A 22,174-nucleotide genomic window follows, 5' to 3' on the forward strand; every position below is an offset into this window, starting at 1 on the left:
ATGCCATGACACAGCAGCCACGCCTGCCCCGCAGCTATCTCTTCGTCCCGGCCGACCGCCCCGAGCGCATCGGCAAGGCCATCGCCCGCGGCGCCCACGCCGTCATCGTCGACTTCGAGGATGCCGTAGCACCCGAGCACAAGGACACCGCCCGCCCCGCACTGGCCACGCAGTGGACCACGCTGCGCGAACAGGCCGCAGCCGCCTCGGTGCCGCTGCTGGTGCGGGTCAACGGCGCCGACACGCCGTGGCACCACGACGACCTGGCCTGGTGCCGCGCGGCTGGCGCCGAAGGCGTCGTGCTGCCCAAGGCTGAGCCCGCCGGCGTGCGCGCCTTCCGGCAGGCGCTGCCGCACACCGCCTGCCTGCCGCTGCTGGAGACCGCGGCCGGCTTCGTCCAGCTACGCGAACTCGCCGCCTTGCCCGGCGTGGCCCGGCTGCTGTTCGGCAGCATCGACCTGATGCTGGACCTCGACGTGGCCGACGACGGCGCCCCGCTCGACTACTTCCGCAGCCGCATCGTCGCCCACTCGCGCGCCGCCGGCCTGCCCCCGCCGGTGGACGGCGTCTGCACCGCCCTGGGCGACGCCGCCGCGCTGGCCGCCGACACCGCCCGCGCGCGGGCCTTCGGCTTCGGTGCCAAGCTGCTGATCCATCCGGCGCAGGTGGCCGGCGTGCATGCGGGGCTGGCACCGAGCGAAGAAGAGGCCGCATGGGCGCGGCGCGTGGTCGAGGCCGCGGGGCAGGCGCAGGGGGCGGCGGTGGCGGTGGACGGGAAGATGGTGGATCGGCCTGTGCTGGAACGGGCGAAGCGGATCCTGGCGCGGTTGGATTGAGGAGCGTGCTGGCGAGAGGACCATCGGGCCGATGCCGCCCAAGGCCCCGCAAGCCAGCCGGAATCGGCGGGGCCTTGGGCGGCCTCGGACGGATTGAGCGACGTGCCGGGCTACTCCTGCCGTCCCGCCGCGAGGGGCCGTGACGGCTGCAGGCCGAGTCCGTCCAGGAAGGCGAAGGTCCTGCTTAGCGTGTCGTCGTACGGCACGATGCCTGCCGCGTCCTTAGTGCGGCTGTTGAAGAAGCCGTGGCCCTCGCCCGAATACTCCCTCAGATCGCAGCGGCCGGCCTTGGCAACGACCTTGCCGCAGAATGCCCGGACCGTATCGACCGGCACGATGCGGTCGGCGTCCCCGTGGAACAGCTGCATGGGCGGTGCCGCGTCGAGGCGCATGGCGCTGGGCGAGATGCCGGCGGCCTGATCCGGCCGCATTCCGATCCAGGGCGCGGCGGCCACCAGGTCGACGGCCGGGTTGAACAAGACCAGCGCGGCAGGACGTGCCTCGGCGGAGGCCGACAGCGCGGTCACCAGCGCCAGCTGGCCGCCGGCCGAGCCGCCGGCCAGCACGATGCGGCCGGGATCGACGCCCAAGCCGGGAGCGGCATGCCGCAGCCAGGCGTAGGCGTCCCGCGCGTCCTCCACCGCATCGGGCACACCCGTGCCGTCGCGGCACGCCACGCGGTAGTCGGCCAGCACCGCGACATAGCCGCGCTCGGCCGCCGCCGCGGCCTGGGCCTGGAACTGCGTGACCTGCCCCCGGCGCCAGCCTCCTCCGAAGAAGAACAGGATGGCGGGCCGATGCGCAGACGCATCGGCCGGCTGCAGCACGTGCACGCGCAGATCCCGGCCAGAGGCGGTCTTGTAGACGCGGCTGGCCGCACCGGGCAGGGAAGCCGGCGCGCTGCCCGCGCCCACGCAGCTCAACTCGCTGGAAAGCGCGCTCAGCGACGACGCCCCCGCTTTGCCGCCCGCCGCTGCCCCGCAGCCGGCCAGCGCCGACACCAGCAGCAGGGAAGCGACCGCGCGTGCAGCACCGCGCGGATGAGTCCGGGGCGTGGCGCCCCTTGGCGCCGAGGCCGCCAGGCGGCCCCCGGCGACACGTGAACGCGTCATCTGCCGCAGCATCATTTGCCTCCAGCGTTCTGCAGGCGCCGCTCGACTGTCACGCGGTCGAACTCCGGCGCCGCCGTCGTGATGCCGCGCTCGAATGCCTCGGCATGCTGCTGCAGCCGCTGCAGGATCTCGGGCTCGCTCGCGGCCTTGTCGAATCTCTCGCCCGGATCGCGGCCAAGGTTGTACAGCGTCGGCTTCGCCATTTTGGCTTGCAAGCCGCCCTCCGGATTGCGTCCGCTGACGTCGTAGAAGTTCACCTTCCAGTCGCCCTCGCGCCAGGCCTGCAGGCGGCCGCGGTAGTAGTAGGGCAGCACCTGGCGCGGGCTCGGTGCCTGCTGGCGCAGCGTCTTTTCGAGGTCCGTGCCGTCGATGGCGGCATCGGGCAGCTTCGCCTTCGCCAGCGCTGCGAAGGTGGGCAGGAAATCATAGGTCGCGCCGATGCCGTCCACCACCGCAGGGCGGATGGTGCCCGGCCACCAGAACAGGGCCGGCACGCGCGAGCCGCCCTCATAGGTCGAGGCCTTGCCATCGCGCAGCATGCCGGCCGAACCCACCAGCTCCTCGTACAGGATCCAGGGGCCGTTGTCGCTGACGAACACCACCAGCGTGTTCTTGGCGTCGGGACTGCGCCGCACCGCCTCCAGCACCCGCCCCACGCTGTGGTCGAGCTCCGCGATGGCGTCGCCCACCGGGCCGCCCTTGCTGCTGCCGACGAACTCGGGGGCCGGCATATGCGGCAGGTGGGGCTTCTCGTAGCCCACCCAGGCCAGGTAGGGCTGGTCGCGCTTGCGGCCGATGAAGTCGACCACCTGGTCGGTCAACCGCTTGTTGTAGGTGGGCTGCTCGACCGGCCGCTCGACCACCCGGTCGCGGTAGTCGGTCTTGCCATTGGCCTCGACCCGCTCGCTGGCGATCAGCGGTGAGTTCCAGTAGCTGTTCTTCGGATCGCGGAAGGCCGCGACCGCTTGCCGGTAGTAGAGCGCGAACAGTTCCTTGGGCGACTCGCCCTTGGCGAAGCGCTGGCGCAGTTCCTTGATGCTGACGCCGCCGGGGATGCCGGCGAAATACGCGTCGTTCGACATCGGCATGCCCCACCAGGTATCGAAGCCGTGCCGCGTCGGATAGGCGCGCGGGGCGTCGCCCAGATGCCATTTGCCGAACAGGGCAGTGGCGTAGCCGGCGTCGTGCAGCAGGCTGGCGACGGTGGTCTCGCGGTCGGGGAAGCCGTAGGGATCGCCTTCCACCTGCACGCTGTTGAGGGCGCCGTACAGGCCGGAACGGGTCTCAACCCGGCCGGTGAGCATGGCGCCGCGGCTGGGCGAGCAGACCGGCGAGCTGACGTAGAAGTTGGTCCAGCGCTGGCCTTCGGCGGCCATCCGGTCCAGGTTGGGCGTGCGGAACACCGGATGGCCGTAGCTGCCGAGATCGCCCCAGCCGAGGTCGTCGGCGATCAGCAGGATGATGTTGGGGCGGGTGCTTGGGCTAGAGTGCGGGCTGCTGTCTGGCGCCGCCTGCGCCTGGGACAGCGGCACGGCCAGCACCAGGGCGCCAGGCAAAATCGACAATAGCATCTTGCGCAGGCGCGGCATGCCTTTTCCGGCCGCTTCCGCATAACGGCTTGGCGGTGCCAGGCATGTGCGTCCTGTCATCCCGGGCCGAATTGTGTTGTAACGCGCTTCCATTTGCTGTCCCCTATCTCCTGTCTTTTCAAAGTGAATCCAGCCTCGTTGCGGCTGGCGTCTTATTTCGCCGCCTGCGATACCACCCTGCCGTCGGCATAGTCGATCGCGGCCGGCTTGAATCCGATGCGCAGCGCGTTGACATGCAAGATCTCGCCCGGCCTGAGCGGGATGACTTCCGTTAGTCGGCAGTCACTGCCGCGAGAAGATGAGGGCGTGCTGCGTCAGTACACCCATGTGGTTTCCTTTTTGCACGAGGGCAACTGCTTGGCGAAGCGGCGCCGCCATAACGGCGGCGGCAATGTTGCGCGCCAGGCGGTGATCTTTGAGACGAGATGCTGGGCGATCTCGGCGTGGTCTTTTGAAATGTCCTTCAGTTCGGCTGGATCGGCCTCCAGGTCGTAGAGTTCGACCCGGTTGCCCGCTATCGATTGCCATAGCTTCCATTTGCCCTCACGTGCGGCAAACACTGGGTCCTGTCCCCAAATAAGCACACGCGGCTGCTCGGATGTCCTTCCCTGGGCAGCAGCGACCAAATTCAACCCCTCCAATGGCTCCGCCGACGACAGGTCGATGCCAGCGGCCGTCAATATCGTAGGGACCACGTCAAGACTGGAAACCGGCGTATCGACCAACCCCACTGCCGGCATGCCATGCGGCCAGGAGATCAGGAATGGCACGCGAATGCCACCTTCGATGTAAGTAAACTTCCCCGCGCCTAGCGGATGGGAGCAGTCGCAAGCACCTAGCTGCAACGGACAACCATTGTCGGAGATGAAGACGACGAGGGTGTCGTCACGCGTGCCCGTTCTCTCAAGTGCGTCCAGGACTCGCCCGACACCATCGTCCAGCGCAGAGATCATGGCAACCTGGGTGCGCCGGATCGGGTCCTCGATTTCGGCAAAGCGATCGTAGTAGCTCTGCGGGACCTGAAACGGCCAGTGCGGTGCGTTGTAGGCCAGATAGAGAAAGAAGGGTGCATTGCCGCTGGCGTTGCGATCAATGTAGTCGACGGCTCTGTCGGTCAGGTCCTCCGTGAGGTAGCGGTGTTGGTTGCCCACCGGTGTGGCATCGGGGCCCATTACGATAGCCGCGGCAGGATTTCGCTTGAACGCCTTATCACGCTTGGATGGCGTTGTTACGATTCCTGGCGTGCCAGGATCCGCGTACTGAGCCTCGCCGCCAAGGAAGCCATAGAACTCGTCGAAGCCGCGCCTCGTCGGATGGAACTGCGGCGCAACGCCGAGATGCCATTTCCCGATTGCAGCCGTCCGGTAGCCGTGTCCTTTCAAGCGATCGGCGATGGTCGTTTCCGTTAGCGGCAATCCTTGTTCGGGATTGGCATCGCCCTCGTCGATGTTGTAGTGGAATCCAATGCGCTGCGGCATGCGCCCCGTTAGCAGGGCAGCGCGCGATACCGCACAGACGGAAGCCGCGACATAGCCGTTGGAGAAAGCCGCGCCACGACGGGCAATCCTGTCAATGTTCGGCGTATGCACAGCGTTGCGCCCATAGGCGGACACATCAGGCCATGCCAGATCATCTGCCACGATGACCAGGACATTGGGGCGCCTTGCAGGTGACTGGCTGGCTGCTGACGGCTCTGAGCGCGTCTGCGCAAGTACAGGAACGGCGTTGAGCAGCGCCAGAAGCAGCATCAGCAGCGCAAAGGCGCCATAGCTGCCGAAGCGTCTTGCTCCCGATTGGTAGCGACAACGCATTGGCTCGTGCAGGCTCATGAAGGATCTCCACATTTGCAATCTTGTACGAGTAATGATGTGCGCACGCTATGGAGCCTTCCGCACCGTTGCGCTGCCGTCGACGTAGTCAATTTGGGCCGGCGTATAGCCAATGCGCATTGCGTGCACGTGGAGTATCTCTCCGCGCCGGAGTGCAATGACTTCGCCGTCGTAGACGCTCCATGTGGGGGGCACCGGACGCTTGTCGCCCAGCTTTGCAAAGCCTTTCCCAAACAACTCGCCGGCCAGGCGCTCATAGTCCCAGCTTTGCACCACGTGCGTAGCCGCGGCCGCCATCGCGGCGGGTCGCTCGATCCAGTAACCGATGGAGGCGCCGGGCGTAGCGCAGGCGATCTGCACGCCGTCCGCACCCTTGTCGGCTTGGCGCACTTCGGGCATCGCAGTCGCGGGCGGCTCGCTGCCGCCCTGCCACATCCGCTTCAGCATCTCCCGCTCGGGAATCGCCCCCATGTCGCCGACCTTGGCCGTCCACGCCTGGAACGCATGTCTGAGCTCGTCGAGCTTGTTCTTGTACTTCGGGTCGTCGGCCAGGTTGTGCTGCTCCCACGGATCCTGTTCGGCGTCATAGAGCTCTTCCACCGGCTTGGTCTTGAACCAGGCGGCGGCCGCAGGCTCGAGCTTGCCCGCGGCCTTCAGCTCCAGGAACTCGCGCATCATCGGCAGCATCAGGCGGAACTTCAGGTTCTGGTAGTACGGCTTGTCCGGCATGTAGTTGTACAGATAGCGGTAGCGCGCGTCGCGCACCATGCGGACCCGGTCGTACTCCGTATCCATGCGGTCGCGCGCGGCGAAAACATACTGCCGCGGAGCGCCTGCGCGCTGCCCCCCAAGGAAGGCCTGGCCCTGCATATAGGACGGGACCGGCACGCCCGCCAGCGACAGCACGGTCGGCGCCAGGTCGACCCCGCTCACCAGTTCATCGCTGCGGCTGCCCGCGCGCATGGCGCCAGGAAAGCGCACGATGAGCGGCACGCGCGTGCCACGCTCCAGGATCTCGCGCTTCATCCAGGGCAGGTTGCCGCCGTTGTCGGCGAAGAAGAAGATGATGGTGTTGTCATAAAGGCCGTCGTCCTTGAGCATGCGGATCAGCTCGCCGACCTGGCGGTCCATCAGCTCGATATTGGTGTACATGCGGGCGATGTCGCCGCGCACGGTGGCGGTGTCGGGATACATCGGCGGCACGGGAACCTGGGCGGGATCCGCCAGCAGCGGGTCCTTGCGCAAGGCCACCATGGACTCGTGGGTCAGGAAGAAGTTGAAGACCGAGAAGAAGGGCTTGCCCCTGGGGCGGTTGCGGAAGGAGGCGGCCGGGCCGTTCTCGTCCCAGACCGTCACCGGCGCTTCGAACTGGTAGTCCTGCTTCTGGTTGTTGGTGGTGTAGTAGCCCGCCTTGCGCAGGTATTCCGGGAAGGCCTTCACTTCCTCTGGCAGCACGACGGAGTAGGTGGCGGGAATGCCGTCCGGGCGCGTCGGGGCATTGCGGCCAGGCGTCTGTATCTCCCCCGATCCGGTGCGCATGTGTTGCGCGCCCACCGAGGTCGGGTACATGCCGGTGATCATGGCGGCGCGTGCCGGCGCGCATACGCCCGCGGCCTGGTAGGCGTGGGTATAGAGCACACCTTCTCTTGCCAGCTGGTCGATGTTCGGCGTCCTGGCCTGGCGGTCGCCGTAGGCGCCGACGAAGGTCGTGATGTCCTCGACGGTGATCCACAGGATGTTCGGTTTGTCCTGCGGCACTTGCGCATGGAGCAGGCCGGCCGGCAGGGCGAGCAGCAGCGCGGCGGTGCGCCGCATCCAGCGCAGCCGCCGCAGCGTTGCCGTACCCATCATCCTCACTTTGCTGCTGGCATTCACGTTCATTCTCCTCGCTCCCTCTTTGCCTTCTTGCCTCATCCAGTGCATTCCACCAGCCACTCCGCTTGCCTGCCGAAGGCCGTACGCTAACCGCCTGCGGCCGGCGCCTTGGCCACTGGCTGCAGCTTCTGCTGCGCCTGCCACTGCTGCGCGTCCATCACCAGGCGGAAGCCCAGGTGCGACATGCTGGAATAGGGGTCCGCGCCTTGCCGGGCGCTCGGCCGATAGCTGAGGCAATAGTCCTGGTTGCAGAGGAAGGAGCCGCCGCGCATCACCCGCTTCGGCGCCTGTGCGGGCACGCCGGGCTCGGCGGGATCCCAGCTGTCGGCCGGACCCTGCGGGTCGGCGTCGTCGCGCCCGCTCGCCGCGGCGCGCCGGAACTGGTCGGCGCGATACCAGTCGGCCACCCATTGCCAGGCATTCCCGGTCATGTCATAGAGGCCGTAGCCGTTGGCCGGGAAGGTCCCGGCCGGGCTCGTGCCGAGCGCGCCGCCAGCCTTGGGGCTCACCACCGGGAAGGGCTGCGACTGCCGCCCTTGCCAGACATTGGCCATCTGCTTGCCGCCGGGCGCGAACTGATCGCCCCAGGCATAGGTGGCCTGCTCCAGGCCGCCACGCGCGGCGAACTCCCATTCCGCTTCGGTCGGCAGCCGTTTGCCAACCCACTTGGCATAGGCCTGAGCATCTTCGTATGACACCTGCACTACGGGATGATCGTCCTTGCCGTCGATGGAGCTGCCGGGACCGTCCGGATGGCGCCAGTCCGCGCCGGGTACGAAACGCCACCAGCGCGAGTAGTCCCGCAATGGCACCGGCCGATCGGTGCCGACGAAGACCATGGCACCCGGCACCAGCGCGCCGTCAGGCGGGCGCGGCGTGCCCGGCGGCACCTGCACCTTGATCGTCTCCCAGTCAGGCTTCTTCTCGGCGGTGGTGACGTAGCCGGTCGCCGCCACGAAGGCGCGGAACTCGGCATTGGTCACGTGATGGCGGGCCATCCAGAAGCCGTGCACGCGCACCTTGTGCGCCGGGCGCTCATTGGGCTGAGCGAGTTCGTGGTCGCTGCCCATCATGAAGGACCCGCCGGGAATCCAGGCCATGCCTTGCGGGCCGACAACGCCGTCGCCCAGCACGATGGCCGGCGCAGGCTTCGCGCCGGCCTGCGGGTCGGACTGGCTGCCCGCGCGCGGGACCCAGGCGAGCGCCAGGCCGACCGCGGCGGCAGACACAAGCGCAAGCGCCGAAAGCGCCCCGGTACGGTAGCCATGTCTGGAAATTTTCACGTCAGCGAACCTCTTGCTCGATTGCTTCTATTTCTGCTTTTGTCATTGCCCTGGTTGTCGCCATTGCCGGACCATGCCTGCACGTCATGCGCTAGCGCCTCGCGCCCATCATGGCGCGCAGCACATGGGCGGGAGGCGCCGCAGGCGCCGCGTTCACCGGCGCGCGCGCCAGGTCCCGAACGTGCTTGCGCGCGAGCGCGTCGGCCTTGTCGCCGCGACCCGTCGCGCGCAGGCGCTCCAGGTAGGTCGGCAATTCTCCGCGCACATGGAAGGGGCCGCCTTCGTCCACCACATTGGCGAGTGGGTCGCGGCCGCGCGCCGCGCCGGGCATCATCTCGGCGAGCCAGCCCTCCAGCAAGGCCATACCCTGCGCGACCACATCGGGGCGCGCAGCGGCCAGGTTGTTCTGCTCATGCGGATCGGCGGCCAGATCAAACAGCATCACATCGTCAAAGAGATGGTAGCCATCGTGCAGGGTGCCGATCAGCATCCAGTCGCCGAAGCGCACGCCGCGCTGGCAGGTCCATGCGCCTTGGGAGACGATCAGGTGATCGCGGCCTGCGTCCTCGCCTGCCCGCAGGCTCGCGGCGAAGGAGGTGCCGTCCCAGCCTTGCGGCACGGCCTGGCCGAGCAGTTCCAGCACCGTCGCCGTCACGTCGATCTGGTAGTGGAAGGCGCTGCGCTCGCCGGGGCCGAGGCCAGGCCACCTGAGCAGCATCGGCACGCGGGTGGTGAACTGGTCTGCGGTCTGGTGATCGCCATAGACGTTGAGCTCGCCCAGCGTTTCGCCGTGATCCGAGGACAGCATCACCGCCGTGCCCTCGTCCACGCCGAGCTCGCCGAGCTGCGCCATGAGCTTGCCGACGTGGTCGTCCGCCACCAGGATGCCGGTGTCATAGCCATCGAACATGGCACGCACCGCCGCCATGTCCGGGATCTCCTGCGGCTGCCGGGGAAAGCGCGCGCGCGCCATGGCATTCGGGGCGAAGCCCGTGCACTCGCGCGCGCTGTGCGGGCCGCAGCCCTGCCAGTGGCCCGCGCGCACCGCCTCGGTGAGCCAGGCCGGCAGCGGCTCGGCGGCAAAGGGATCGCCGTACTCGGCGGCGGCCCGGTACGGCGTGTGGGGATCCCACATATGCACGTGCAGGAACCAGTTGTCTTCCTTGCCATGCCGCGCCAGCCAGTCCGAGGCGATGGCGAAGACCTCGTCCGCGGTCTCCAGGCCGAACTTGCCGACGTTGTAGGCCTCATCGAAGCCCGCGTACCACTGGAAGGCGGAGTGCCGCTGGGCGAAGGAGCTGATGCTGACCGTGCGCAGCCCCGCCTGCTGCAACTGGAACGGAAAGCTCTCCAGTTGCAGGCTAGACCAGAACTTACGGTCGGGCCCGCCGATCACGGGGTCCGCGTCAACGCCCCCGTGATTGACCACGCCGTTGTGGATGCCGAAGCGGCCTGTCAGCAGCGCGGTGCGGCTCGGCAGGCAAGGCGTGTCGGATGCATGCACGTTGCGGAACAGCAGGCTCTGCGCGGCCAGCCGGTCGATATTGGGACTGGTCTTGCGCGGGTAGCCATAGCAGCCGAGGTGATCCGGCCGCAGGGTATCGATATCGATGTAGAGGAGACGCATGGTTTCTCAGGGTTGCGATGTTCAGATCCTTCAGCGCTGCCGGCGCCGCTGCGCGATTTCCTCCACCATGCGGCGGTGGAAGGCCGGCGTGATCGGGTACTTCCACAGCAGCACGACCGAGCACAGCACGCCGGCCAGCGGAATCAGGCACATGGCCGCCTTGATGCTGGCGAGCGTCGATACGCCCAGCGGCTGGTTGGCGATGAAGCCCGCCCGGTCGAGCACCTGCCCGAGCAGCACCGCGTTGACGGCCAGCGCCACCTTGTGCGAGAAGGCTGCGAAGCCGGCGACCTTGGCCTCGTCCCGTTGGCCGGACGTCCATTCGCTGAATTCCACCGTATCCGGCAGCATGGCCCAGTAGTTGACGGCGAAGCTCGCCGTGCCCACGCCGGTCAGCGCGATCCAGCCGAGCTGCATCGCCATGGCCGGGTCGTCGTTGAGCCAGAAGCCGAGATAGCCCGCCGCGGCGATCGCGCTGCCCGCCATCCATGCGGTGCGCTTCGCGTAGCGCTGCGCCACCCAGACCCAGAACGGCGCCAGCAGCACCAGCGTCACCACGCCCAGCATCAGCGCGAGCGGCGCCATGTCAGGGCGCTGCAGACCATACTTGAACCAGTACAGCAGGCATTTGTTGAACATCGTCAGCGCCACCGCGGCGACCACGATGGTGCCCAGCACGCGCGCCATCGGGCCGTTGGTGCGCAGCGTGCGCCAGAACCCGCTGAAGTCGCGCAGTACGCCGACGAGGGCGGACGAGCGCGGCGGCGAGGCAGCGCCGGCCGCCTGCAGCCCGTCGTGCGGGGTCTCGCGCGTATGGCGCACACACAGGAAGATCATCAGCGTCGCCACGAGTCCGATGAGGATGGCCACAATGAAATAGGGCTGAGCCACCCTGCCTGTCAGCGCCGCCACCCCCTTCGGCAGCATCAGCGCGATCGACATGCCCGCCACGGCGGCAAACATCATGCGCACGCCGGCCAGCGCGGCGCGCTCGCCGGCATCGGAGGTCAGGCTCGCGCTCATGGCGAGATAGGGAAGATTGACCACGGTGTAGAACGTGCGCATCAGGATGTGGGACAGCGTCGCGTAGACGAGCAAGGCCGTCCCGCTGCCTGGCGGCACGTAGAACATGGCGGCAAAGCTGAGCGCCAGCGGCACCGCGCCGAACAGCATGTAGGACCGGTAGCGGCCGCCGCGCGAGCGTGAACGATCGACGATCGAGCCCATGAGCGGATCGGCCAGCGCGTCATACGCCGAGGCCATGGCGATCGACAGGCCGGCCAGCGCCGGCGCGATGCCCAGCACGTCCGTGTAGTAGAAGTACAGGAACATCGAGATCGCCTGCCAATAAAGATTGCAGCCGAAGTCGCCGACACCGTAGCCCAGGCGGTAGCGCCAGGCGAGCGGGGTCCGGCCGCTTGCGGACGGCGCTGCGCCTGGCGCGGCTGCCGGCGCTGCCGGCACCTGCTGCGGCAGCGTGGAGTCGGACGAGGTGGGCATGGAGGTCTCCCGTTTATCGTTGTTGTGTTCGATTTATGATACTAACTATCACGTAAGTAACTTTTACGAACAACTAGGGGAAACCCGCCGGGCTGGTACTACCCGGCGCGCAGCGAGAGAGGAATTGCGGACTACTCCGAGATCGCTTCCAGGAACAGGCGGCGCAGTTCCGCGATCTGGCGGTCGAAGCGCGGATCGTCGCCAAGGGACCTGCCGACGGTGACGCCGCGCAGTGTGGTGACGGCCAGATCACGCAGCATCTCCAGGCGCGGCACGTTCGGAAAGCTCTCGATCACGTCCCTCCACGCCCGGTCGAAATTGGCTTCGCGCCGCGCAACAGTGGGTGCCACCAGCTCGTGGAATTCGGGATCTCGCCGCGCCGCGAGCAGCAGCTCGATCAGGGCCATCTGGTTCAGCGACGAGGCATGGTTGCCCATCGTATCCATCACGGCCAGCAAGCGCTCCCTGGGCGCGAGAAAGGCCGGCGCCGTCGCCGCATAGCGCGCCGCCATCTCGTCGTAGAGTGCGTTCATCACCGCCACCATCAAGGCGTGCTTACTGTCGAAGTGGTAAATGAGCGCCGCACGCGTCACGCCGACGCGCTCCGCGATCTCAGACATCGTGGTGCCGGCATAGCCCAGTTCCGCCAGGCACTGCGTCGCCGCTTCGAGGATCCTGGCCTTCGTCTGTGCCGTCATATCGGCGTTGGACGTGCGGCTCTCGCTCCTTCTCTTGGGTTTCACCGGATGTCTCCTGTCTGATGGCCGTAGGTGTGGGTGCCCCATTGTAAACCCCAAGTGCGCATCGCACTCCAATACACTAACCTTCGCGTCAGTTAGTAAATAAATCGAAAGCGGTGTCGCCGCTTCCACACTCGCCGATCAGGAGACTCATGCCATTGCCCCCCTTACACATCCAGTCCGACCGCTTCGTCGACGCGCATGGCCGCCATGTGCTGCTGCGAGGCGTCAACCTCGGCGGAGACAGCAAGGTGCCGTACCCGAACGGCGGCACGCAGTACCCGACGGACTTCGCCGATCACCGTGAGGTGTCCTTCGTCGGCCGGCCCTTCCCCCTGGCCGAGGCGGACACGCACCTGGCGCGCCTGCGCCGCTGGGGCTTCAACTGCCTGCGCCTGCTCACTACCTGGGAGGCGATCGAGCATGCCGGCCCCGGCCGCTATGACGAGGCCTATCTGGATTACCTCGCCGAGGTCTGCCGCAAGGCGGGGGAACATGGCTTCTACGTCTTCATCGACTTCCACCAGGACGCCTGGTCGCGCATGAGCGGCGGAGACGGCGCGCCAGGCTGGACCTTCGAGGCAGTCGGCCTGGACTTCCGCGCCTTCGACGCCGCCGATGCCGCGCACGTGATGCAGCACCGCTTCCGCTGCGCCGACGAGAACCCGCACCAGCCCGGCTATCCACAGATGAGCTGGCCGCTGAACTACCGCCTGCCGGCCAATGCCATCATGTGGACGCTCTTCTGGGCCGGCCGCACGGTGACGCCGGACTTCCACGTGCAAGGGCAGAACGTCCAGGACTACCTGCAAGGCCGCTTCTTAGATGCGGTGGAGCAGGTCGCGCGGCGCGTGCGCGACCTGCCCCACGTGATCGGCTTCGACGTCCTCAACGAACCCGGACTGGGCTGGCTCGGCCAAGCGCTGTCGGCTCGCGACGGCTCGCCCATGCCTGGTCCGGCGCTCTCCCCGCTGGCGGCGCTGGCGATCGCCCGCGGCAAGCCGACGGAAGTGCCGCTGGTGCCCCGGGGCGCCGCGCCGCGCGATGCCGCCACCTCGCGCCTGCTCAATGCCGCTGGCCGCTCCATCTGGCGCGACGGCGCTGCGTGTCCGTTCGAGCGCGCCGGCATCTACCGCGTCGAGGACGGTGAACTCGTGCCCCTCGCGGAGCAGGCCTTCCAGGCCATCGACGGCCGCGCACTGGACATCTCCGAAGACGTCTTCGCGCCGTTCTTCACTGCGGCGGCAGCGCGCGTGCGCCGCCACCGCGAAGACTGGCTCCTGATGGCCGAGATGGACCCGATGGGCACCATCGGCGGCCGCCGCTTTCCCGCCCGCATGCCCGAGCAATCGGTCAATGCGAGCCATTGGTACGACCTGGCCCTGCTTCTCACCAAGACCTTCGATCCGCACGCCAGCGTCGACCCGCTCACGGGCGAGCGCGCCGACGGCCCCGCCGCATTGCGTGAACGCTATGTGCGGCAGCTGGCCCGCCTCAAGGCAGCGGCGCGCGACTTCCCCGGTGGCGCACCCACGCTGATCGGCGAATTCGGCATCCCCTACGACCTGGACAATGGCCAGGCCTATGTGGCATGGGCCGCGGGCCGGCGCGATGTCTTCGGGCCGCACACGCAGGCGCTCGAACTGATGTACGAGGCCCTGGATACGCTGCTGCTGAGCGCCACGCAATGGAACTACACAGCGGGCAACCGCAACGATCTGCGCATCGGCGACCAGTGGAACCAGGAAGACCTCTCGATCTTCTCCCTCGACCAGATCGACGACCCGCTCGACCCGGACGCCGGCGGCCGCGCCGTCGCCGGCTTCGCCCGGCCCTACGCCGCCGCCGTGCAGGGGCGCCTGCGTGCCATGCAGTTCTCCCGCGAGGCGGGCACCTTCGTCCTGGAATACGAGGCCGATGAGGCAGTGCCGGCACCCACCGAACTCGTGCTGCCGCCGTCGCAGTTCCCCGCCGGCGTGGAGATCGTCATCGACGGCCCGGCCCGCCGCTGCGAGGACGGCGCAGCCCCTGGCGTGGCGCGGTTCGTGGCCAGCGCGGCTGGCACGGTGCGCATCGCCTGCCGCCGCAAGACGGCGCCGGGCAAGGCTTAGACGGTTGGAGCCGCCGGCCTGCGCACTAGGTGGCAAGCCGGCCTCCGCACCGGACAGCAGCAGCGAGCAGGAAGACCTGCCAAACACCAGAGGAGGAGGAAGAGAACGATGAAGCGGATTCAACGACGCAAGGGCTGCAAGGCCTTGCTGGCCGCTGCGGCGGCCACGGCCGCGGCCGGCGCGCATGCGCAGTCGAGCGTCACGCTGTACGGCGTGGTCGACGCCAACGTGGAGTACGTCAGCAATTTCTCCAGCACCGTGCCCAGCGCGGCCAACCGCTTTACCACCGGCCCCGGGCACGACATGGTGCGGATGAACTCCGGCGGGCTGTCCGGCTCGCGCTTCGGCATGCGCGGCACTGAGGACCTCGGCGGCGGCCTGAAGGGCCTGTTCGTGCTGGACAGCGGCTTCACCATCGACAACGGCCAGCAGGCCTTCGGCGGGCGCCTGTTCGGCCGCGATGCCTGGGTCGGGCTGTCTCGCGAGGGCGTCGGCCGCATTTCCTTCGGCCGGCAGACGACCTCCATCTACGACGGCCTCGCCAACTTCACCGCGGCCTTCTATACCAACCAGTATGAGCCCGGCTCCACCTTCGGCGGCTTCAGCAGCCGCTCGGACAATATGGCCAAGTACAGCGCGCGCTTCGGCGCGGTGACCGCTATCGCCCACTGGTCGTTCGGCAACGGTGTCTTCGGCGCCGGCGAAACGCCGGGCCAGTTCCGCCGCGACAGCGGTTATGGCGCCGCGCTGAACTACCTGGGCGATACCTATGGCATCGGCATCGCCTATGACCAATACAGCCCGACGCTGGCCACCATAGGCGGCATCGGCAACTTCAGGCGGGCAGGCATCGGCGGCAGCTACAGCACCGGCCCGGTCAAGTTCGTCGGCGGCTATCGCTGGGGCCTGGACAAGACCGGTTCCGGCGCCACCCTCTGGCACGACAACTTCTACTGGGTCGGTGCCAACTACCAGGCCACGCCCGCGCTTGGCCTGACCCTGGCGTACTACTACGACGACGTGCGGCTCGCCAATGTCAGCCTCAACAGACTACCCGCTGTCGACGCCAAGAATCGCTGGCAGGTCCTCTTCATCGCAGACTACAACCTGTCCAAGATGACCGACATCTACCTGACCACCGCGTATGCCAAGAACGCCGGCCTGAACCTCGACACCTCGCAGAACGGCTTCGTCAGCGGCTACTTCCTTGGTGCCGGCAAGAACAACATGCTGGGCGTTGCCATCGGCATGCGCCAGAAGTTCTGAGCCCGGGCCGCGCCCCGCCAGCGGCGGCCCAGCTCCATGACGATCCATAAGAACCGCACTAGGAAAAGGTGAAGCTTGTCATTGCCTGAACTCGATCTGGTGATCTTCGGCGGCACGGGAGACCTCGCGTGCCGCAAGCTCATTCCCGCGCTCTTCGACGCGCATCACGCCGGCCTGCTGCACGCCAAGGCCCGCATCCTGCTGACCGGCACCAGGCCGGCCGAGCCCGCGCAGGTCCTCGCCATGCTTGCGGAGCGCGCCCGTCCGACCGCGCAGGCCGGCTTCGCGGATGCCGGCGGACAAGGCTTCCAGGCAAGCTGGGAACGCTTCCTGCAGCGCATCGACTACCTCCACGTCGACGCCGACGAGGCGGGCGGCTTCGACGCGCTGGCCGCGCGCGTCTCGGCCCACGCGGCACAGGTCATGGTCTGCTACCTGGCAACCGCGCCGCAGCTGTTCGCGCCGATCTGCGCGCAGCTTGCCCGGGCCGGCCTGAACGGTGACAAGGTGCGCGTGGTCCTGGAGAAACCGCTCGGCCACGATCTCGAATCCTCCGACGCCATCAATGACGCCGTGGCCCTCCACTTTCAGGAAGACCAGATCTACCGGATCGACCACTACCTGGGCAAGGAGCCGGTGCAGAACCTGATGGCGATCCGCTTCGGCAACACCCTGTTCGAGCCGCTCTGGCGCAAGGAATGGATCCGCGACGTCCAGATCACCCTCGCCGAGGAGCTGGGCGTTGAGCGGCGCGGCCCCTTCTATGAGCGCACGGGCGCGCTGCGCGACATGCTGCAGAGCCATCTGCTGCAGCTCTTGTGCATGGTCGCCATGGAGCCGCCCGCCACCCTGGACGCCGACGCCATCCGCGATGAAAAGCTGAAAGTGCTCAAGGCGCTCAAGCCGATGAGCCCGCACTGCGTGACCATGAACACGGTGCGCGGGCAGTACCGGGCAGGCGCCATCGACGGCCGCCCGGTACCCGGCTATCGCGAGGAAGCAGACGTGGCGCCCGACAGCCAGACCGAGACCTTCGTCGCCATCAAGGCCGAGATCGCGAACTGGCGCTGGGCGGGCGTGCCCTTCTACCTGCGCACCGGCAAGCGCATGGCCTCGCGCCTGGCCGAGATCGTCATCCGCTTCCGCAGCATTCCCCATGAGCTGTTCCCACGCCCGCTCGGCTTGTCCGCGCAGAACCGGCTGGTCATCACCCTGCAGCCTGATGAGAGCATCCGCCTCTATCTCTTCACCAAGGCGCCTGGCGACACCGTCTCGCTGCGGGAGACCTACCTCGACCTCGACCTCGCCGGCACAGCTCCAGGGTGCCGCGCCAGTGCCTACGAGCGCCTGCTGCTCGATGTCATCCACGGCCGCCTGGGCCTGTTCGTGCGACGCGACGAACAGGCCCAGGCATGGCGCTGGGTCGAACCCATCCTCCAGACGTGGCGTGCTGGCGGCCAGGCACTCAAACCCTATACCGCCGGCACGTGGGGGCCGGCTGCGTCCAGCGCCCTGCTCTCGCGCGATGGCGTGGCCTGGCACGAAGAGATCTGACCCTCATGCGACAGACCGAGCGTTTCCCGTCGCCCCGGCTGCTGGCCGACATCGGTGGCACCAATGCGCGCTTTGCCCTGGAACTGGCACCTGGGGAGTTCTCCCTCATCGAGGTCCTGCAATGCGATGAACACGGCAGCATCGAGGCTGCCCTGCGCACCTATCTGGATGCGGCCGGAGAAGCCGGGCGGCAAGTGCGCCACGCTGCGATCGGCATCGCTACGCCAGTGCTGGGCGACCAGGTAAAGCTGACCAACCGCGCGTGGTCCTTCTCCATCGAGGCATTGCGCCAGACCTTCTCCTTCGAGACCCTGCTGGTCATGAACGACTTCACCGCCCTCGCGCATGCGCTGCCCCGGCTATCGGCTGCGGACCTGATGCAGGTTGGGGGTCGGGCCGTCACCTGTACGGCTCCGCTCGGCCTGATCGGTCCTGGCACTGGGCTGGGCATGGCCGGGTTGATTCCGTACGACGGCGGCCATGTGGCGCTCGCCGGCGAAGGCGGCCATATGAGCTTCTCGCCCCAGGATGACGACGAAGCGCAGGTGTGGCAATTCGCCCGCGCCCGCTTCGGGCACGTATCCGTGGAACGCCTGCTCTCCGGTCCCGGGCTCGCGCTCATCCAAGAGGCCATCCGCGCGCCCGCGGGTGGCGCGCCTCTGTTTCCTGCAGCCATCACGAGGCTGGCGCTCGCAGGCACGGACCCAGCCTGCTGCAAGGCAGTGAACATGTTCTGCGCGATGCTGGGCAATGCGGCCGCCGACCTGGCGCTGGCCATCGGTGCGCGCGGCGGCATCTATATCGGCGGCGGCATCGTGCCCCGCCTTGGCGCGCGGTTCGCGCAGTCCCCCTTCCGCCGCCGCTTCGAGGACAAGGGGCGCATGCGTGCTTATCTGGCCGATATCCCGGTCTACGTGGTCCATGCCGCGATGCCGGCGCTGGCGGGCTTGTCGGCGGAGCTAGCGCGATACTTGCAGCCAGGCGCCGCGTCGATCACCACGGTCCGCAGCCAGTACAACACTGACCAGAAAATCAAGGCGGCCATGAACCAGCACTGAGCAGCGAAACTAAGCCCGCCACGGCCCCGCCAGACAGCCGAGGCCGCGCGCCTCAGCACGCCTCAACGCGCATCAAAGCGCGCCGCCAGCCGCTGCTCCCGGAAGGTCTGCACGATGAAGTCAATGAACACCTGCGTGCTGGGCGGCAACTGCTTCCGGCTGGGATAGTAGATCGACAGCGGCCCGAAGTCCGTGTACCAGCCCGGCAGCAAGCGCATCAGCTCGCCGCTCAGCAGCCAGCGCGCGGCATGGGGCAGCGGCAGCAAGGCCACGCCATACCCCAGCACCGCCGCGTGCGTCATCGCCTCCGGGTCGTCGAAGATGAGGCGCGTCCTGCATTCAGCCTGTACCTGCTGGCCGGCCTGGTTGTGCAGTACCCAGGCGCGCAGCCGCCCCGTGGAGCCGGAGCGCCGTGCGATGCCGTCGAACTGCGCCAGGTCAGCCGGTTGCGTGGGCGCGCGGCGCGCCGCCATGTAGGCGGGCGATGCCGCCACCACGCCATGCACGCGTGCCAGCTCGCGCGCGATCACGCCCTGCGTGAGTTCGATTCCACCGCCGATGGCCGCATCGAAGCCGCCGCCGATGAGATCGGCTGGCCGGTTGTCGAACTGCCAGTCCGGCACGATGGCCGGATAGCGCCGCAGGAACTCGCCCAGCATCGGCAGCAGGTACTCGCGGCCAAAGGCCAGGGCCATGCTGACGCGCAAGGTGCCCGCAGGCTGGCCATCCTGCTGCGCGGCGCGCGCGAAGGCTTCCTGCAGATCCGAGAAGGGCTCGCTCACGCCTTGCAGGAACTGCTTGCCGCGGTCCGTCAGCGTCAGGCTGCGCGTGCTGCGGTGGAACAGGCGCAGGCCAAGCTGCGTCTCCAGGCGCGCCACGTTCTTGCTGACCGCTGCCGGCGTCAGCCCGAGCCGGCGCGCTGCCTCCGAAAAACTCCCCGCATTGGCCGCCTGAATAAAGGATTCCAGGAGATTCAACGCCTCCATTGCCAGCCTCCGTCGCCGATCTGATACCAACGGTTGAAAGTGCTTGTCCGCATTATCAGCTACCGGACTGGGAATCGACCAGCAATACTGCTTGCACACCCCTTACGAATGGAGCAGATCATGCAAACCGACTTCACCGGCAAAGTGGCCTTCGTTACCGGCGGCGCCCGCGGCATCGGCGCGGCCATCGTCCGCCGCCTGGCGCGCGACGGTGCCACCGTGGCCTTCACCTACAAGGGCTCTGCCGCCGTTGCCCGCGAGCTTGCCCAGAGCATCGAAGCCCAGGGCGGCCGCGCCGTCGCCATCCAGGCGGACGCCGGCGACGCCGCCGCCCTCACCCAGGCCATCAACGACACGGCGCAGCGCTTCGGCAGGATCGACATCCTGGTCAACAACGCCGGCGTGCTGCTGATGGGCCCCATCGAGAGCTTCTCGCTGGAAGACTTCGACAAGACGCTGGAAGTGAACGTACGCGCGGTCTTTGTCGCCGCCAAGGCCGTGTTGCCCCATATGGGACAAGGGGGGCGCATCATCAACATCGGCAGTTGCAACGCCGAGCGCATGCCCTTCCCCGGCGCCGCCGCCTACGCCATGAGCAAGTCCGCGCTGCAGGGCCTGGTGCAAGGCATGGCGCGCGACCTGGGCCCGCGGGGCATCACCGTGAACAATGTGCAGCCCGGCCCGACCAACACCGACATGAACCCCGAGACCGGCGATTTCGCCGCGATGATGCACGGCCTGATGGCGCTGCAGCGGCACGCGCAACCGGACGAGATCGCGGGCATGGTGGCGTATGTGGCCAGCCCGGAAGCGGGCTTCGTCACTGGGGCCAGCCTGACGATCGATGGGGGCTTCAACGCCTGAGCCATGCGCCCGCCGGGAGGCGACCGGAACTTGAAAGCGGCAGCGCGGCGAGAGCCGCGTTGCGACGCTTCTGCACACACCTTCACATGCCCAATCCCGCTCGCGCCGGCGGCGCCAGCGCGCTCCATTCCAGCAAGGCGATAAAGCCATCGTGCGCCGCTACCACGAGCTGCCGACGATAGTGATGGACGATGCTGCCGGGCAGATGCCCATGGGGCTCCTCCCAGCCGGCGGCGCGGCGCACGTACAGCGGCGTCGCGCCGCCGAGGGGGGCGATGCATTCATGCTGGCCGCACGCCCGCGCCACGCGCAGGATGTCCGCCACCGGGCGGGAGAAATCGAGCGTGCGTTCGGCGTCGGTGATCTTGGGCCAATAGCTGCCGCCCGCCTGCGGCCGGCAGGCGCCCCACAAGGCATGGAAGCCGCGCGCCACGCGGCCGGCGAGCCGGGATGTGGCGAGCTGCAGTTTCAGCTGAAGCGTTTCGTGGCACTCATCGGGAGCCAATGCGACGGGTTCCGACGCCAGGATGTCGCCGGTGTCGAAGGCGGGCGCGAGACGGTGGCAGCTCACCGCCCACTCGCGCCGGTCTTCCAGGATGGCGCGGAACAGCGGGTAGGGGCCGCGCCCTTCCGGCAATGGCGACGGATGGAAGTTGATGGCATGCGGCAGGTGCGGCGTCCAGTCCGGAATGCGCCAGGCATGCCCCGCCACCACCAGCACGTCGCACCGCCGCTCGCCCAGCGCGCGCAGGTCTTCCATGCGGATGGGCGACATCTGCACGGGAACCCCATGCCGCTGCGCCCGCGCCACCACGTCCTGATGAAAGTCGTGGCGGTTGTCCACCGGCATCGTAAACAACGCGACCGGCTCCCACCCTTCGGCGACGAAGGCGTCGAAGACACCGCACCACAGATCGAAGCCGGCAAAAGCGAAGCGCATCCGGCCCTCCTCTTTCTGTCATGAACCAGCGTCGCATCCTAGCCATGGCGCCGCATGCGGATGCCGCGGAACTGAGGGGAACTCTCCCCGCTTTTAAGCAGCCGTAATGGTACGCATAAGGACTGCAGACAGTGGCAGGCGGATCCCCGGGAGAGGCGTACATAGTCGATACAAAGCGCGGCGCCCCGACGCCAGGCCGGGGCGCGAAGCATTGCCTGCGCACCTCCGCATCGGCATCGGCGGGACCGGCGGATTCGGTTCCGCCGGCGATCCAAGGCCATCGACGGAAAACGGCGAGCGCCCCGGACGACTCGACTACTTGCCCCCGGCCTCGCCGCCGGTCGCGGATTCTCGGCGGGGCCGGCGCACGGCTCTCACCTTGCCGCTATTTCCGCCTCCGCAGAAGAACCGGTCGCCACCGTCGGACTCCAGCCCCGACACACCGACGCCAGGCGGCAGCTCAAGCCGCTCCAGCACCTCTCCCGTGCGTGGATCGATGCGCCGCAGCTCGCTCTCCTCGCCTTCCCAGGTGCCATGCCAGAGGTCCCCATCGATCCAGGTGACCCCGGTGACGAAACGGCTGGACTCGATGGTGCGAAGAATGGCGCCGGTCTCGGGGTCGATCTGGTGGATCTTCCGCTCCCGGTACTGCCCCACCCAGAGCGTCCCCTCGGCCCAGGCGAGGCCGGAGTCAGCGCCACCGCCGGGCGCCGGGATGGTGGCGAGCACCCGGCCGCTCTGCGGGTCGATCTTCTGGATACGATCCTCGGCGATCTGGAACAGGTGACGGCCATCGAATGCCGTTCCCGCATGCGCGGCGACATCGATCGCGCGCAGCAGCTGTCCGCTTTCCGGATCGAGGGCCTGCAGGCTGTCGCCGGCGGCGAACCAGACTTGCTTGCCGTCATAGGTCAGGCCGTGCACGTGGTCGATGCCCGGGAACGGGCCATATTCCTGGAGGATTTCGGCTGCGAGTCGTTTCATGGTGGCTCCTGGTGACGTGA

General features: G+C 67.8%; 17 protein-coding genes. 6 read left to right on the forward strand and 11 right to left on the reverse strand.

The features are described from left to right. Positions 1–5 precede the first annotated feature (5 nt). Positions 6–836 carry an HpcH/HpaI aldolase/citrate lyase family protein gene (locus AC1Z3O_RS32360; protein WP_483521023.1) on the forward strand — a complete coding sequence of 277 codons (831 nt, stop codon included), beginning with the start codon at positions 6–8 and terminating at the stop codon, positions 834–836. Between the two features lie 110 nt (positions 837–946). Here the strand turns inward: AC1Z3O_RS32360 and AC1Z3O_RS32365 are convergent, their stop codons facing one another. From AC1Z3O_RS32365 to AC1Z3O_RS32400, 8 genes are all read right to left on the reverse strand, one after another. Beyond that, positions 947–1,948 (reverse strand): alpha/beta hydrolase, encoded by a 1,002-nt coding sequence (locus AC1Z3O_RS32365; protein ID WP_483521024.1) that lies wholly within the window; start codon positions 1,946–1,948, stop codon positions 947–949. Between the two features lie 11 nt (positions 1,949–1,959). Further along, entirely contained in the window at positions 1,960–3,537 is a 1,578-nt protein-coding gene (locus tag AC1Z3O_RS32370; RefSeq protein WP_483521026.1) for a sulfatase-like hydrolase/transferase, read from the reverse strand. A gap of 314 nt (positions 3,538–3,851) precedes the next feature. Next, on the reverse strand, positions 3,852–5,366 hold the full coding sequence (locus AC1Z3O_RS32375; RefSeq protein ID WP_483521028.1) for a sulfatase family protein: 1,515 nt from the start codon (positions 5,364–5,366) through the stop codon (positions 3,852–3,854). 48 nt (positions 5,367–5,414) lie between these two features. After that, positions 5,415–7,241 (reverse strand): sulfatase family protein, encoded by a 1,827-nt coding sequence (locus tag AC1Z3O_RS32380; protein ID WP_483521030.1) that lies wholly within the window; start codon positions 7,239–7,241, stop codon positions 5,415–5,417. An 86-nt stretch (positions 7,242–7,327) separates the two neighbouring features. Then, on the reverse strand, positions 7,328–8,518 hold the full coding sequence (locus AC1Z3O_RS32385) for a formylglycine-generating enzyme family protein (RefSeq protein ID WP_483522112.1): 1,191 nt from the start codon (positions 8,516–8,518) through the stop codon (positions 7,328–7,330). A gap of 97 nt (positions 8,519–8,615) precedes the next feature. Beyond that, complete coding sequence (locus AC1Z3O_RS32390) at positions 8,616–10,151, reverse strand: sulfatase family protein (RefSeq protein ID WP_483521032.1); 1,536 nt, start codon at positions 10,149–10,151, stop codon at positions 8,616–8,618. A gap of 30 nt (positions 10,152–10,181) precedes the next feature. Further along, entirely contained in the window at positions 10,182–11,651 is a 1,470-nt protein-coding gene (locus AC1Z3O_RS32395; protein ID WP_483521033.1) for an MFS transporter, read from the reverse strand. Positions 11,652–11,782: 131 nt separating this feature from the next. Then, positions 11,783–12,394 carry a TetR/AcrR family transcriptional regulator gene (locus AC1Z3O_RS32400; RefSeq protein WP_483521034.1) on the reverse strand — a complete coding sequence of 204 codons (612 nt, stop codon included), beginning with the start codon at positions 12,392–12,394 and terminating at the stop codon, positions 11,783–11,785. A 149-nt stretch (positions 12,395–12,543) separates the two neighbouring features. On the opposite strand from AC1Z3O_RS32400, the gene AC1Z3O_RS32405 reads away from it, so the two are divergent. The 4 genes from AC1Z3O_RS32405 (at position 12,544) to AC1Z3O_RS32420 (ending at position 18,380) form a co-directional block, all read left to right on the forward strand. Beyond that, positions 12,544–14,502, forward strand: a complete 1,959-nt coding sequence (locus AC1Z3O_RS32405; protein ID WP_483521036.1) for a glycoside hydrolase family 5 protein — start codon at positions 12,544–12,546, stop codon at positions 14,500–14,502. A gap of 108 nt (positions 14,503–14,610) precedes the next feature. Further along, positions 14,611–15,768 carry a porin gene (locus AC1Z3O_RS32410; RefSeq protein ID WP_483521038.1) on the forward strand — a complete coding sequence of 386 codons (1,158 nt, stop codon included), beginning with the start codon at positions 14,611–14,613 and terminating at the stop codon, positions 15,766–15,768. A gap of 81 nt (positions 15,769–15,849) precedes the next feature. Continuing rightward, positions 15,850–17,322: a glucose-6-phosphate dehydrogenase gene (zwf, locus tag AC1Z3O_RS32415; protein WP_483522114.1), complete on the forward strand. Its 1,473-nt coding sequence runs from the start codon at positions 15,850–15,852 to the stop codon at positions 17,320–17,322. A 5-nt stretch (positions 17,323–17,327) separates the two neighbouring features. Continuing rightward, positions 17,328–18,380 carry a glucokinase gene (locus AC1Z3O_RS32420; protein ID WP_483521040.1) on the forward strand — a complete coding sequence of 351 codons (1,053 nt, stop codon included), beginning with the start codon at positions 17,328–17,330 and terminating at the stop codon, positions 18,378–18,380. A 62-nt stretch (positions 18,381–18,442) separates the two neighbouring features. Here AC1Z3O_RS32420 and AC1Z3O_RS32425 read toward each other — a convergent pair whose 3' ends face one another. Continuing rightward, complete coding sequence (locus AC1Z3O_RS32425) at positions 18,443–19,366, reverse strand: LysR family transcriptional regulator (protein WP_483521042.1); 924 nt, start codon at positions 19,364–19,366, stop codon at positions 18,443–18,445. Between the two features lie 120 nt (positions 19,367–19,486). On the opposite strand from AC1Z3O_RS32425, the gene AC1Z3O_RS32430 reads away from it, so the two are divergent. Continuing rightward, positions 19,487–20,230, forward strand: a complete 744-nt coding sequence (locus AC1Z3O_RS32430; RefSeq protein WP_483521044.1) for an SDR family oxidoreductase — start codon at positions 19,487–19,489, stop codon at positions 20,228–20,230. Positions 20,231–20,312: 82 nt separating this feature from the next. Here the strand turns inward: AC1Z3O_RS32430 and AC1Z3O_RS32435 are convergent, their stop codons facing one another. Both AC1Z3O_RS32435 and AC1Z3O_RS32440 read right to left on the reverse strand, forming a co-directional pair. Beyond that, a complete protein-coding gene (locus AC1Z3O_RS32435; RefSeq protein ID WP_483521046.1) occupies positions 20,313–21,170 on the reverse strand; it encodes a methionyl-tRNA formyltransferase in 858 nt (285 codons plus the stop codon). A 315-nt stretch (positions 21,171–21,485) separates the two neighbouring features. Then, positions 21,486–22,154, reverse strand: coding sequence for a Vgb family protein (locus AC1Z3O_RS32440; protein WP_483521047.1), 669 nt, complete (start codon positions 22,152–22,154; stop codon positions 21,486–21,488). Between the last annotated feature and the right edge of the window lie 20 nt (positions 22,155–22,174).

This window comes from Cupriavidus sp. 09_S30 (genome assembly GCF_056930435.1).